The sequence below is a fragment of the Aquimarina gracilis genome (assembly GCF_035285365.1).
In the GTDB taxonomy this organism is placed as follows: domain Bacteria; phylum Bacteroidota; class Bacteroidia; order Flavobacteriales; family Flavobacteriaceae; genus Aquimarina; species Aquimarina gracilis.
The window spans coordinates 132793-149162 of record NZ_JAYKLX010000005.1; the positions used below are offsets into that span (position 1 = coordinate 132793).

Annotated in this window: 3 protein-coding genes; all 3 read right to left on the reverse strand. The window is 36.5% G+C overall.

What is annotated here, in order from left to right:
- Nucleotides 1–4: 4 nt before the first annotated feature.
- Genes U6A24_RS11255 through U6A24_RS11265 form a run of 3 tightly spaced genes read right to left on the reverse strand, consistent with a single transcriptional unit; the run spans nucleotide 5 to nucleotide 16354 of the window.
- Nucleotides 5–10768 carry an RHS repeat-associated core domain-containing protein gene (locus U6A24_RS11255; RefSeq protein WP_324180072.1) on the reverse strand — a complete coding sequence of 3588 codons (10764 nt, stop codon included), beginning with the start codon at nucleotides 10766–10768 and terminating at the stop codon, nucleotides 5–7.
- Nucleotides 10769–10788: 20 nt separating this feature from the next.
- Entirely contained in the window at nucleotides 10789–11196 is a 408-nt protein-coding gene (locus tag U6A24_RS11260; protein ID WP_324180073.1) for a hypothetical protein, read from the reverse strand.
- Nucleotides 11197–11209: 13 nt separating this feature from the next.
- The gene (locus U6A24_RS11265; protein ID WP_324180074.1) at nucleotides 11210–16354 is read right to left on the reverse strand and encodes a hypothetical protein; all 5145 of its coding nucleotides are present in this window, start codon (nucleotides 16352–16354) and stop codon (nucleotides 11210–11212) included.
- Nucleotides 16355–16370: the final 16 nt, after the last annotated feature.

A 16370-nucleotide genomic window follows, 5' to 3' on the forward strand; every position in this document is an offset into this window, starting at 1 on the left:
TGCATTATTGACCCCCCGATTTTTCCAATTCCTCTCTAGAATTAAATTCATTTGGGATTAATTTTATATACTCTTTTTCCTTATCCATTAATTGTCTTTTTATAGCAGGTGCATAAAATCTTTCAAAATAATCTCGGGCAGCTTGTCTGTATTTTTCAGGGTTTTTACTATAATCTTCAATAAATTCACTCCAGGTTGCCACATCTTTACCTTGATTTGATCTGTTTGTTGTATGAGGATTAGTATCAAAAGCTCCTGTAGGCCATTTTAAATCATTTTTTACTGGTGGTGATGAGACATCTCCTCCATTTGCAAACGCTGCTCCGTTATTTCTAAACTCCTCAAAATGCTCACTTGGATAATCATTTTCTTTCATGAACACAAACCATTGAGCCCATCTCTTTGCATTTGCTTCTCGTTTTATCTCGTTCAAATCAATGGTTCCTAACTCTTCAATTTCAATGATTGGATCTCCATGTTCAGTCTCACCAGCATAAACTGCTTTTTCAAAAACCATAATGCCCTTTTGCAACTTCTCATCTCTAAACATAACTATTGCAGCAGTATTCTTCCTTAAAAATTCATAATCGTAAGTATCCCTTAACTTATTATATATATAAAGAGATGGATTTTGATTGTCATCTACAAATCCATTGCTCATTCCATAGTCAGCAATTCTTGCTACTTCAATATAATCACCTATTTCGAAGGCACACTTCATCTTATCAGCTTGCATATTACTAAAAACAATGTACCTTTCCTCTAAACCTTCTAATTCAATAGCGTTTACTGTTTTATTTCCGCTAAAACTGAATGGTGAATAATGTGGATATTTCTTTGTTAATGGATCCACTGCAAAAAATCGACCTAATCTAGGATCATGCATTCTGAATTTAAAATTCACAGAATTCCCCTCACCTTTGATCTCATCATCTTTTTCCTGTCCCTGGAACCCATAACGATAGGATTTGCTATCCTTATGACGATTAGGTTGTAACATACCAAAAGCATAATAATTGTTATAACTCTCTACTTTGGCTGTTAAATTCCCTGTAGCTGGATCTAAATTTTTACGATCTCCAACCACAACTCTTACATTGTTTATATGGTCTTTGATCTCATAATACTTATTACCCAAATCACGATACACCAATCCATCGGCTATTTCATCTTGTTCGGTCAATATAGTATACGCTTGATACGGTTGATATCCAGTGGCGCCTCCACTAGCAATTGGCAGGTTGTTTAAACCAATACTGGTTTGGGTATCCAAATTCCACTCTTGCCCTGTATTGGCATCCCTTGCAAATTGGTATAGTTTCTCATCTTTATTGATACGTAGATCCCCAAGTGTATTTGCCACAACTTGATTGTCTGAAACTCGCTTTACTACAGTAGCGTCTGCATTGGTCGTAATATCCTGCGTATACTGGGTATAATAGATATCATCGCCTGTATTTATCAAAGAACCTTTACCAATGTTACCGTTGGTTACTGTTATAGCTGATACACTTTCTACAATTGGTAATTTGGTATCTGCATCCAGTTTCCAGGTACGTATCTCTGCATCTGTAGAAGCCGTCCATTGTGCTGGTAATGAGGTATTGTGATATACACTTATTGCACTACCATCTATTGCAATTTGCAACTCCCCATTACCATCTTTATCAAAACTACTAAAGTACTCGGGTAACAAGGTACCATCGAACATTATATTACCAAAACTATCAATAGTAAAACGCACCAAATTCGTTCCCGGAGGCGAGGTAACATTGCCATCGGCATCTACTGTACCTTCGGTATGCATTGTAGCGTAAAGATATGCCATTTTATTTTGCTCATCCTGAATTACGGCCATATGTCGACCATAATTACTATAGGAGAAGTTTTGATGATTTGTTATTTGTGGACCAAAACCATAATCACTTACCGTTGCACAATGTAATCCTGCAGCAATATCTCTATAGAATACCAAATATTCACTAGGATATGTAGGATTTTTAACCACAACTGCCTTTGCCTGTGGGTCTATTGGCGTTCCTGCATCCGTATTAATAGTATCCAATCCTGGTACTAGATCACCGTTTTTATCATAAATTAATAATACTGATCTATCTGGAGTATCGTTAAAATAATTCGTAGCCACTGCCCCATAACTTATCATTTCTCCTTGAGCATCTTCAATTAGGAATACATTGTTATCGGTTATAATTGGTGTTAATACCTCATTCTCTTGCTGTAACCCTTGATATTGCAACGCGTTAAAAGCTCTATCTGCTTTTGCTTTAGCAAATTTGGTTCCTTCTATTTGTAGTGGATTACCATCAGCATCTGTAATTTCTTTACTATCATTTTGTACCAGGAATACATTATTCATGGCGCTAGTAATGTTACGCATAAATTGTACCGCTACTTCTTCATAATTTTGCCGTGAATCGAATGCGTAGGTGTTGGTATAAATGATTTCTGCAAAGACATCCTGCCCTATACGATCACTACCATAAATAGGACGCTCTGATATGCTAAAGGTCGCTATGAAGGTATTGTCATTAGGATCATCTGGATTAACTTTGACGTCTTCACGCTTATAGATTCCCATTACATTACCAGACGCATCACAGGTGTAATACGTACTTTCTACCGCGGCTGGATTATGAATCTGAGGCCCTTCACCTACATCATTATACGGCATACGGTTTACTTGTTTCAAGGCACGCATTCCCATACCATCATAAGTAAATGACATATGTACCTTTTGGGTATCTGGGTTGTTAGTATTATCAGGAATAATTTCTGATACTTTACCAGCAGCTGTCCAAACATAGGTTAACCCCTCGCTATTATCACGGATCAGTTGTCCTATCTCATCATATTCATAATTTCCGATATTTTGATCTGGTAAATCGTTAATCTCTGGACTAATTTGCCCTACAGCATCATCTACATAAGTAAGGCGATTTGATAAGTTAGGATCGTCAAGATCATAATGATAGGTAAGATCATCCATCAACAATCCATCTTCTTTATGGCGTTGCAGGCGCTGTAGGTTACCATTTTTATCATACTCATATGAGGTCATGAATGCATTAGCATTTCCACCTATTGCTGCATACGTTTGATTGGTATCGCTATACAACTTGGTCGTTGCTTCTTTGATTCGGTTTAACTGATCATAGCGATACGCATTACCTGTTAGGTAACTTGATCTGTTTTTCTCCTTAGCCTCCTCAGCGATTTGAGAAGTCCAAGTACTTATGTTACCATTGTATAGATTCTGTTGCACACCGTTCACAGCATTCTCCAAGTTAAATGGATTGGCAGCGGTAAGTCCAGAATTCAATACCCCATCACGAGTAAAGTCACCTTGATAATAGCCCAGTGCCATACCAAACTCGTCTTTTGCATGTTTTGTTCCAGCATCACCACGCTTATTGTTTCCATCGGGGTTATACGCATTTTGAGCCAAATCAGGAGTGTTAATCCCCTTTAACCAACCATGGATGGTATAGGTGAAATCTAATCCTTGTACTTTATCTTCACCTAATTCTGTTCTAGCTAGTGGGCCATGCAGATAGTAATCGTAGCGTGCATCTTCATCCCATAGATATCCGTCTTTGGATGTTTTTACCGAAATAATTCGGTTATCTTCATCATACGCATATTTGTGGCGATACTCATCTACTCTTCCTTTGTTAAAATGCACTTCATTAACATTACCTGAAACCAAATCATAAGTATACGCAACGGTTGTTCTACCAATACCAGGTAATTCCTGTACACACCATTCTACATTACCATGCGGATCGTAGCTATAATATGTCTTAGTAACTTTGCCGTTTTTATCTTTATTATTGATAAAACTCACATTGTTTCTTAAGAAACGTTGCTGTTGATCTTGATACGTAATTTCTTCTATTCGATCATTATAGGTTGTTTGTATGTACTCAACCTTATCTTCTACTGGAAGCGTTATAGCAACTTGGGGATTTGCCTGATTGTTGATCAAGAAATCTGTAGGGAATACTTTACCATTAAGCTTGGCTTCACCTCCTTCACGTACTCTACCTAATTCGTCATATACCACATATGAGAATACACCTTCTCGCACTTGTCTTTCGTTTTGAGAATACCATAACTGTCCTATATCATTGTATACAAATTGTGAACTTCCTCCATCAGGCGTATTTTGGCTTGCCAGCTGGGAAATACTATTGTAATCGTATCCCGTGACATAGGTATGCGCTGTAGCAATTCTATCATTGACCGTTTGTACGCCTTCTGGTGGTACCGTTCTTACCAAATTACCCGATCTATCATAATAATATAATGTAAAATGGTAGGTATCACTTGCTCCTTGAGTATAGTCTAAAACAACCGCATCATCCAGGCCTCCCGCATTGTAAAGTACTTCATTTACACTAGCTTCAAGTTGATCTTTCTTCTCGATAACACAACGTTCTACTTTTGCAGCAATAGCCTGTCTGAAACTTGTAGCAGGAATAGGCGGTATCGTTCTTGTACTATCAGGTTCTTCTTCGTTACGTTCTCTAAGGCTTGGAGTTTCCCAACTTAAACATATATTGTATTTACGTACTACTGGTGGCTGAGTTATTGCTGTAACACTACTTTCTGCGGTACAACCATTAGCATCGGTAACAACAACTTTATAATTTCCTGGAACAATACCAGGATATGAAGAGATTTCACCTTCTTGAATAACTTCTTGAAATACTAATGCTTCTACTTGTTCGACCACGGTATTTCCATCGGCGTCAAAGATTTCTTCTTCGGTTACCAAATACCAGGCAAAGGTATAAGGCGCCATTCCCGATGTGTATCCCTCTGCAGTACTTCCTGGAGTTCCAGAACCTGCACTAGCATCACAACTGGTCTGAATATCTTCAATAATTGGTGAGTCTAAAGGCGTTGGGTCACTTAATGTTACAAAAGTAGGCTCTGGTATAGCACACATGGATTCATCTACTATCGTAATTCTATATGTTCCTGCTACTAGTTCTGTAGCTCTATATCCTTCTGAAACTACTTCACCCGTAGACACTAATACCCATTCGTATGTTACATTACCATAACTACCATACACAACTACCTCAGCACTTCCAGATGCCTCTCCGTTACATGTTGGATCATTTACAATGGTATCCACAGAAAATTGTGATGCTGTCGTTACACTGAAATCTAAAGAAGTCTTGCAAAGTTCAGGCGAGCCACTATAAGAAGTAATATTATTTGGCACAATCTCTACGCGATAATTTCCTTCGCCTAGTTCTTCTAAGGTAAACGAACCTGAAGTGGTAAACTCTTGTACATCTCCTGTAAATGTTACGCTATTTCCTTCTCCAAAGAATACTGTATAATCGTTAGCCACCTCATACACAGTACACTGATTAACATTATCGCTAATACTAATAGGTACATCTACGGTCTCATTGGCAAAACAAAGACTTAAATCGGTACCATCCCCTATTTCAGCTTGAAGTTGTAAATTATTTGGACTAAATGGTCTTGTAAAAACACAACCATTGGCAGCGGTAATCTCAAGAACATAAGAATCTCTCGATACCACATTGGATAACACCCGAGTCTGCGTATCTGCAAAAGTTCCTGTAAAGGTTAGTATATCCGTATTGGCACCGCCTGTGGTATGATATACACGTGCATTATATACTGTTCCTGTAAGAGCAGAGTGTACATCTATTGTACTAAAGGACATCTCTACATCACCGCCAGTCGCAGCACAAGGTAATAAAGAAACACAAAAATCTCTAAGAGGAGTAGGTACTCTATTTACAGTAATGGTCCTTTCAAATTGACATCCATATCTGTCTTTTAAGGTGATCCCAAAATCGCCTTCAGGAAGATTCTCAATCGTCAATACTTCCCCACTTGCCAATTGCTGACCAATAGTTACTACACTAGGATTAGTAGCGCTAACAATTTCAAAAGGTTCTTGTTCAAGATACCCAGTTCCTTGTTCACCTGTAATAGTCATTGTAACTTTACCATCCGCTTGTCCTTCACAACTCACTCCTTCTACTAATTGTAAATCAAGATTCGCTCCTGGATACACTTCTACATCAATGGTAGCAGTCCCGCTACAATTAGGCGCTGGATTGGTTACAGATTGTACTGTTACTTGTAAGGTAGTTGAGTTTAATGGTCTAAATGTAAATCTATTTCCATTGGTTGCGATTGGTTGCACATTCCATGTATACGTGTATGCACCTCCTGCCTGGTTGCCAACAAGTTCTACCTCTACTACAACATTTTCCCCTTCACAAACGGGACCTGTTGTTATTGGATTAATGCTTAATCCTGGAAATGGTGTATTCGTTACTTCAACAGTATCACTAGCTGTAGTAACTTCCAAATCACAAACCTGACTATCAGTAATACACGTAGCCTGTCCGTTTTGCAATGTTTCTACTTTGTATTCAAAAGCTGTTCCTGATAGATTGGTTAAACGTGTATTGATCTTAAAGGTCTGATTTCTATTGGTGTCAATATCGGCAAGGCTCCAAGTTACTTTGTCACCCGTTGTTGTATCGGGTGCCGGAAATCCATCCACCGCATTAGCGTAAGACACTCCAGCAGGCAATGTTAATACCAATTGTTGTTGTGCAATAGGATCTATACTTGAATTTGCTACAGTTAAAGTTACCTCATTAAGCTCGTTACATACCAAGAAGTTATCTGCCGCAAGGGTAACGTCCATATTTGGTATTGTTAATCCTTTAAGTGGAATAAAACGATCAAACTGAAGACTAATGTTTTCTGAACAGTTTGTCGTTCCTGCCAAGAAGAATTTAACTGGTGTTCCCGGATTGTAATTACAATCGGAAGTTAGATTTACTCTGAATGTAATTTCATTTTTTCCCGGTAATCGAATACCCGGGATAGTACTTTCATCTGCATTGGCTAAGTCTCCTGAAGCTACCAATAATGAAGTCACCAGGTCTGAAGCACCAATAACTAAATCCTGTACTGCCGAAACATTTTGTTGTATAAATGTCGCTGGAACTGTAGCTGAAGTACCATTAAAAGTATATGTAATATTGTTTACATCTGATGGAGATACCCCGACTGGTAAGTCTACGGTGATATTCGTATCGTATACATTAGCGAACTTAGAACTCACCACTTTGATATCGAAAAATGTATCCTCACAAAGATCTACTTCATTTCCTAAACGGTTTACTTCCCAGTCTATATCACCGGTTTTATAACGTAGTGTCACTAAGTCTTGTTTGTACTCGAATTGACAGGTAAGCACTCCATCATTCAAAATTGAATTGACTGCAGTTCGTTCGGCTTCGGTATCATAAGCTTCACCAGATAATGGCCAGGAATCGCAATACCAACCCGCAATCAGATCTACATCTTGCTCAACATCATTTTCACAAACCCGATATTCTGAAATAGGATAAACGGTTACACAAGTCTGAGCTGCTACCTGGGAATTTTTAATTCTAACCAACATATTCTGTGGTTTACCAGACCGTGGGTTTATTGGGCCGTAGAAAACTATATCTTCTGAAGCAATAATACTTCCATCTTCGTTTCTAGCTCCTACCAGAATTGTACTTTCATCACCAGGTTTTAATTCGAGCGCTATCCAAACGTTTGAAATTGTTGTATTAAATGTGCTGGTCGCTTCATTACAATACTGTATAGGCCAGTCTGTAGTCCGTTCAAAACCTTCCTGTACCTGGTTTGGATCAATTCTGTATGGAATGTTATATCTCTCTCGTATAGTACGTGATACACCATTACCACGATCAACAGCATAATTAATGACTTCCGTTTCATTTCTTACAAAATCAATATAAAATAAATTAGAGGTAAAATTCTTTCTATTATCATAAGGTGGAACTACATAATCTGCTTCGCATATCAGTTCTATTTCGGCGTACAATTTTATAGCATCCAATTGCTTATTCCCACCAGGTAAGAAGACATCACCAAAGTTTATAGTATTTTGATTAGACGTTTGTGAATAACTTGCAGGATAATCATTATTACTATAAATATTACCTAAATTATAATAAACAGGGCTTGTAGTAACTGTTGGTTGGCTTGCTAACTGGTATCCTTCAGGTAAAGTAAACTCAAAGTTTTCCAACAGTATGGGCCTATATTCATTAACAAAATCATCTCCAGCAGTCGCTGAAAAGTAGTTAAACAACCCTAATCTAAATGGTAAATCACAAGTAAAACTTAGGTTAGTTGTCAAAAAATATTGTAAATCTGGCACATAAAGCTCAAAATTAGTTCCTTTGGATCTTCCACAAGTAGCTTCGGAACCTGTGGTTGTTTTTCCCAAGAATTTCCCTCTGAATACGGCTAAATCATGTACTTCTCTTCTAGACAGTTTAACATCTTGTATATTTTGAAATTGCATCTCTAAATCTTTGACTTCTAGTGCAATATTGGACCCGGAAACTGGAGCTATAGGTACCGTATAACGATATGTAATTCTGTGATTAGTATCAATATTAATTGTTGGATTGGTTAAAACATAATCTGCCCCCCCAACCGATAAAGTTCCGTTACTGGCATGTTTCAACTGCTCAACATCTCTATCATCCGGTAAATTAAAAGCCATTTCAAACGATATTTCATTATAAGCTTCCGATCCATCAGTATTCAAAATTCCTGTTGCACTGACAAGAACTTTATCGTTAGGATAAGCCGCATCCAATTCAATATCTGGAGTGTTCGCATTAACCTTAGGAATTGAGTTTAATTGAGATTTTGTATAATATTCTTGACCATTATAACCATCTACATAACCAAATGTATTTCGATCAACATTAAAAGTATTCGTTTCAAAATCGCAGGTATCTCCGCCGCCGCCTGGGCCACCTGGACCACCGGGGTCTGTAGTACATTTTTCAAAAGCCGTAAATATGGATTTCGAAATATCTACTAATTCTAAAAGCTCTAAACTGTTGTAATCATTACACACATCGTAATACATTTTCCAGTTTACATCTTCTATAGTTTCGACCAAGCTATCACTACATTCTACTAAAACTCCAATATTATAATATCCTTTTTTATTACCACCTCTAACTTCATATGTATTTGCTCCAATTAAGTTAGCCGTCAGAGTGGTCGTCTGTGAAGTATCTGTATCAAACCATTCGGCACTCTCGACTACGTAACCTTCAGGAAGTGTAAACCTGGAAAAATAATTACTCGTTCCATTTAAAATATTAATATTATCGTCAAGAATACCATAATATAACACATTAAATTTAAGCACTGCTCTTTGATCTGTGACCATTTCTGCCGGAATTTCCATTGAAGATGGACCTTCAAAAGTATTTACAAAAAAAGTTTTTGTAGCAGTGTATGTATTTAAATCACAGGTGTTGGATCTATATGCTAAACGGTTAGTCGAAATGAAATGAGTATTGGTATTAGTACCATGTCTATAATAAGCCGCATTCCATTCTAATGTCATTTCATAATCAATTGTAATCGTTGCTCCTACTGGCAAATCATCATAAAACCCATCTTTATCTATGTCATCTAAACCTACACCTGCACCATCAGGATCAGAAGTAAAAACAAAAGAAGAAGTTGCATCATTAGATATCGTAATTCCATTTATAGATATGTTATGTACTCCCAAATTATTGAAGATACTTGCGGTATCTCTTGTCCAAGCATCAAAAGCTGTATCAGCTGAAGATACTTCGGACCCCGACCCAATATTAGTATAAGTATATCTAAATTTTACGGTATCCCCACATAGATCTCCTTCTTCGACAGGTATTATTTTTGAATCAAAGTTAGGAAGGCCTGTAATAAAACTTAAGTAGTTTACCGAGGTCGCATCTTTATCATCTATAGCTTCACAAAAATCATTATTACACCCGTAAACAGCAGTATAATTTGTAGCCATTGACGAAAAACAATCATCTTCTCTTAATGATACGTTATCGATAAAAACCAGTTTTTCATTTTGTTCAAATAGTGTAGGATCTCCTCCAGCACCAGGGAAATCTGATATTAAGTACGTTAATCGTTGTAACCCAACACCTAATGGTGAAGCCATGGGAGCCCCAACTGGGGTAAGTACTTGTCCTGTTGATAAACGAAGTTCATTAAAATCTATATTAGTATCATAATCAATATATAACCTAAATTCATTAACTGAACCAAGGCCACTATTTACAACTTCTACTTCTCTAGTAAATACAGTACCGTCTGCATCTTTTTCTAGTACACCAACCTGTACATTTACATCTTCATCTTTTACTTTTACGAAAAGCTCTGGAAAGTTAACGTTGAAAGATTCTGAAATACCTGTTAATGTTCCTCCTCCAGAACCATTAATCGTATAGCTAATAGAGTTATTATTTCTAACTACAAACGTATCATTGGTTTGAGAAGTCTCATCAAATTCGGTAAGTAAGGTACAATCTCCCTTAGCAGTATAAGTAAAACTGGTTATACTATTACCTGGAATGTCTGGTATAGAGAATTGAATCTGACTTACTGTATTGGTATTTGTATATTGTGAGTTCACCAAAGTAACACCATTGGGTAAGGTGGAGTTATAAACAATATTGTTCATAGTACCACTCGATCTATTTGTTAATTTAATAGTAAATGTAACCTCATCACCGCAAACTACTAAGGCAGCATCTGATGATGTTTCTATCAACAAATCGTTATTGCTTTGTGTATACCCAACTACAGTGAGTAATAGAAAAAGTGCAGTATATATTTTTTTCATCTTATTTATATTCCAGTTGGTTATCTGATTTGTTTTCTGTTTTTTGCAAGAAACTGAAATTCATCATTCAAAATCCGTATTTCTATATATACGGGGTTTGGATTAGTGCTATCCCATTTCTTTTCTAAAGTCATTTTCAAATCATCGAGATATACTCGTGTTTCTTTATGATTATGAAATAGGTAAAAGTTCTTATCGGCTTTTCTGTTTAAACTGGCTTCTTGATTGATTAACAATTTTCCTCCTTGTATAACATCTACCTGAATAAACTTTATATTCAGATTTTCATAGAATTCAAATGAAACTTCATACACATTCTTTTCTTTCTCATAAACCCGAAAATCAAAAGCACTCTCCTGTGCGTAGAAACTGATGGTGCAAAATATTCCTAGGCATAGGATTATTATTTGTGTGATTCTATTTTTCATTTTCGCTTTTGGTTTAATTATTAGGATTATTAGGATCTATGATAACATTGATTCCTGTTTTTGGTGACTCTACAGGGTCGAAATAAGGATCATTTGGCGTATATGGCCTATTCGATGTATCCTTGATATACTCATCTCTATCTACAAAAGTATCTCCAGGACCATCTGGATTTTCGCGATTAATATAATCTTCCTGATTTGTGCAAACCCCATATACGGCACTGCCTGGAGTGATTAGTGGTTGATGATCCGGACGTGACTCGAATAATTGTTGCACCCATTTTTTAGTCTTATAATTATAAACAAATACGGGCTCGACGGGCAAGTCATTAGCATCATATGTTAGATCGGGGTTGTATTCACCGACCTGATCACATTTACTTGGAATATCCAAATTCACTTTCCACTCTGTTGCTTGCTTTAATCTAGTCGATTGAGCATAGGTAAGAGATTGTCTTATATCCCAGATAGTTACAAAAGGAAACGCAGAAGTATTATAAGAATATTCAATTAATCCTGAAGCAGTTGGTGTGCTTATGATAGGCAACTCATTGGTTTGTGTGGTTGTATTTGTTAAAGGATCAAAGTACTTTAGTCTCTCATCTTGTCGTGTAGATAATCCTTGAACTACAGGTCCGGAAACTCCCAACTCGGGAAAGCTTAAATCAATAGTAAATCTTGCTGTAGCTGTAGGGTCGGTGCGATCTACTATTGTAGGTGCTCCCAGAAGTCTACAACTTTCATCAATACATGCGTAGGTATCTACTTCACATTGGTTTTTGCATTGTAACACCATTTGCTCTACCAGTATATCGATATCTCCCTCTGGAACTATGTTATCATTTGGTTCAATTTTACATTCTCCAATTACATAACAACGATCTTCAAACAATTGGATTAATTTTTGTTTAAACTCTGCTTTTCTGTCATCACAGCCCTCATCACAATCCTGAACGAGTTCATATATCTCATTCTCGATGATACTAACTCCTTCTTCTAATTGCTCTCCTTTTAAGTTGTAAAACCAACGCTCTTGGGGTATTGGAGGCATATCTGCCAAACTATTAGTAATATACCCTCCATTTTCAGCAAACAAATCCACTGATAAAAATTCTAATGAAGATAATGTTCCAGGTAAAACTTCATCGCTGTCAAATGTTAAAATAAAACCACTTTCTTTATCAAAGTCGGGATTTAAAACATACTTTGTTGCTTCAAAATAATTATCACAATTAACCGGAACAATATCTGGTACAACCTCTTCTTTAAAATCTTTAATCAGGTTGTAATACGTTAATCGTTGGTCACAATCCCAACCTGAAGAGGTAACCTCACATTGGATGTACCCTGTTCCGCAAAAATTACAAGGAATCGGTGTTCCATCTGGGTATTCACCACAACATCCAAATTCTTCTCCTGTCTCTTCATCAATACAAATATTAGGGTCTCTAAAACAGGTTTCTGCTTCCAGAATAGGAAAAGTTCCTTCCTTATATTCATAATATTTAAAAGCATACACCGGGTCTCTCATACTAAAATACAAGTCTCTTAATATTGCAATATTTTCCTGTTCTGCTTGACCTAAAGAATCTACAGCTTGCTCTGGAAAATCAATATTATTAGGATCTTGAGTAAGCAATTGCCAATTATCTACATTGCCCATAGATGGGTGTTTAAGCCTGAAGCGATCATACTTTGTATATTCCTTACCCGTTAGTGAATTGACAAGTGTATCAAAGTCTGGTTGAAATACTGGGAAGTTTGCTCTTGGAGCCTCGTCAATATCAACTTCATTGATAATATCTCCAAATTTATACCCTGTACATTCAAGGAATTTATGTACAACGCTACCTACTTGCTCAAGTGCGGCATCTTGTGCTGCACCTCCCGGGCTTACCACTTGACCACGTAATCTTCTAATTAACTTACGCTTTGATATCCACCTTACTATAAAGTTTTTTATATTTCTTTTAAACTCGCCTTCGCTATCTCCTCCTCTTGCGTCATAACTTTGTGCTATATTATTTTCATCATCTTCATCTATATCATATCCACCAATACAGAGTTCATTTATTAATTCTATAACAATAGGTTCCCAGCATTCAGCCAACTCTTGCGCTGCATATTGTGCTCCAGGTAATCTAACCTTCGGTTTTGGATAATCGCATATTTCATAATTACCATTTGGAGCGGGATAATCAATTGGGGGGAATTCTTCATTAGGACAGTCCTGATCTCCATATGAATCCATTGTCATGTGATACACCATTTGGTTAAATAATCCTGGCCTTTCCCATCCTCTTAATTTGCTATAAATTTCTCTCGCTGCATCTTCTCTGGTATAATTTGTATTTAGAGGTTTTTTACACTCATACAACATAGAAATGGCATATCCTTCAAAATCGATCGGGTACGCATCAGTATTTTTTAAAGTCACCACACCATCCTCAGACTCTTCATAGGTAAAATTTTCCTCGGTATTCAATAAATGGTTAGGGTTAGGATGTATCCAGTTATTTGTGGTATCATGTGTTGTAAGTGGAGCAGTTCCTGTTCCAAAATATGATGTAGATTCTATAACTTGATCTGCCAATTGTTTATTAGCTCTATACTGTTCTAGCGCAGCAACTGGTGGAGTTTTGAAAGGCGGTGTGAATAGAATAGGAATTTGAAATTCACAACATGGAGTCTCAAATTCGACCTTTACTGGTCTTCTATCACCGAGAGTAACATCCTGGTCATAATTAAATGCCTTTAATTCACCATTAACATCAAAATAATACACAGTAATTCTATACTGATCCTCTCTTCCTATATAATAATCTAAGAACTTATCTTCGGCTTCTGGATCGGTAGGATTTTTTCCTGCAAAATTTATTCTTTCCTGCGAACACCCATCACAGTCAAAATCAAACCATAAATTTCTACTCTGTGTATCTGGATTTATAGTCATGTTTGAAGTAAATTGTCTGGTATGAATTTGCCTTCCGAAGTGGTAAATATCATTATACAAAAACTCCATTTCTTCTTCACAATCAATCTTGTCAGAGAACTCAATTATCCAATTGAAAAATGGTTTAATAAGATTATTAATTGTATCACCAGAACTTACTAAATCAAGTTTAATATTATCGCTTGGCACCAAAGTTTTCTGAACATAATATGTTCCTGTATCTAGTGTAACAGTTCCGAAATCAACAGTTACATTATCAATTCCATCATTTGTTGTATCTGCCAAATCTTTTAATGTTGGCTCATTGAAACTATGAACAACATTACCTGTGTTAACATCGAAAACTTCTATTTTCAAACTGTAATCAAGATCCAATTCTAGGTTATGACATAATCCTTCTAAAACTGGTCTCGCAATTGTATAGCTTATATTTACGTTGGTTCCATCTTCTAAAATTGAAATACGTTTTGAAGCCATAAAACCGTTAGTAGTTTTTATGTTGTTTGTAATTCTATCTGTGATTCCATTAACTGTATTATCAGGGTTATTGTCCTTTACACTATCTAAAACATCATCATCTTCGCTGAAAGTTAAGCCAGTCGCAATGGTATTTCCTTCTTTGGTAATGTAAGATACCGACCTCGTATTATTAGGATCGACTGTTATTATTTTGGCTACATCTTCATGATTAGGTGCTTCGTCACCAAATAATTTCACCAACTCATCTTCAGTTGGAGTAGAATATAAAGTTCGTGTGGTTCTAGTTTTTCCATCTGCGGTATTTCCGATCATATGTGTTTTACCAACTCCCGATTGTTCAACAACACGATCTGTACCATCATTACTATAAATTACTCGGGTAAATGGGTATCCTTCGGCATCTGCAATTCTTTTATCAGAATTTGCACTGGAGTAATATTCAAATGCTCCAGTAGCATCAATCATTGCCGGAGAATTATAACTATTCTGATTATCAAAATCGCTGGCTTTGTAAAGGCTACCACTGGCTTGCACAAAATTCTCTTTATATTGACTTATTTTCTCCCCAGAAACAGGCACTGGTAAAGTATTTAGAGTAGGCCTACCAGAATTATCAAGAATAGTCTGTGTTATAACTTTATAATCTTTTGATGGTAAGTAACGTTGTGTTTGTTTGACTTGATTTAAGGAGGTTGCATAAGTAACTTGCTCGCTTACTTTATTTTCTTCGGTAAAAACTCTACTATATTGATAATTTTTCTGATCATCTGGATCAATAAAGAAAAATACTTGATGATCACTTGTAGTTGTTGTAAAAATGCAAGATGTACAAGCCGCATAATCTAATGCATTCCATGAACCCCAGTTTTTATTATTTCCTATTCCATTTTCATAATATGTTCCAACCGGACGTACTCGCCATGCATAATACCCCTGTCCTTCTCCCATACTAAGGTCTATAGAAGTCGTTGATCCATCAACATGCAAGGATAATGCTTTACTCCAATCAATGGTTGTTGTAATAGTAGTTTGATCAGAAACAGTAGATTCACTAGTATTATACAGTCTGATTATCTGAAACTCATACCCCGGAGCTTGACAATTACTATCCCAGTTAAAAACTACTGTTTTGGTTTCATCGACCACGTTTTTGGTTAAGTTCGTAATTGAGTTTGCGCTTACATCTATGCCATAAGCTATTTCATAATTTAATTTCACTTTTAAATCTGTAGCCACGTTTATAGCTGCAGCAGTATTTGTTACATTACTTATGGTAGCCTCTATGCCAGTAATTTGACGGTCAGCATAAGAAAAACCCGTCCCGGTATTTTGAGTATCAATGTATTGACCTAGATCTAAAAACACAATACTCTCTGGGGTGTTATTATTTAGTTTAACATTAAATGATATTGTTGGCCCCGAAGTAGCGTTTTGGGTTAGCACTTTTAAAGCCAGGTCCAATTCAATTTCAAAGGGAATTCCGAAGTTATCATATCCCAATTCATAATTTTCTCCTAAGTCTATTTTTACCCAGGCCTTACCTTCATTTACTTTAAAAGTAGAACATGGCGTAATAAAATCTAAACTACCTGAAGATGATTGCCCTGTATTTGGAATGCTTAACATCGTGTTGTCCAGGTAAACCCCTTTGTCTTGTGCAAACATCATATTGCAAGTACAACAAAGCAAAAAGATGACTTTTGTTAGTAACCAGTTAATTTTCATCTGTGATTTTTAATTT

Bases quoted from the DNA above. Each gene is read 5' to 3' on its own strand.
- U6A24_RS11265 (WP_324180074.1), bottom strand. From the start codon at position 16,354: ATGAAAATTAACTGGTTACTAACAAAAGTCATCTTTTTGCTTTGTTGT.
- U6A24_RS11260 (WP_324180073.1), bottom strand. From the start codon at position 11,196: ATGAAAAATAGAATCACACAAATAATAATCCTATGCCTAGGAATATTT.
- U6A24_RS11255 (WP_324180072.1), bottom strand. From the start codon at position 10,768: ATGAAAAAAATATATACTGCACTTTTTCTATTACTCACTGTAGTTGGG.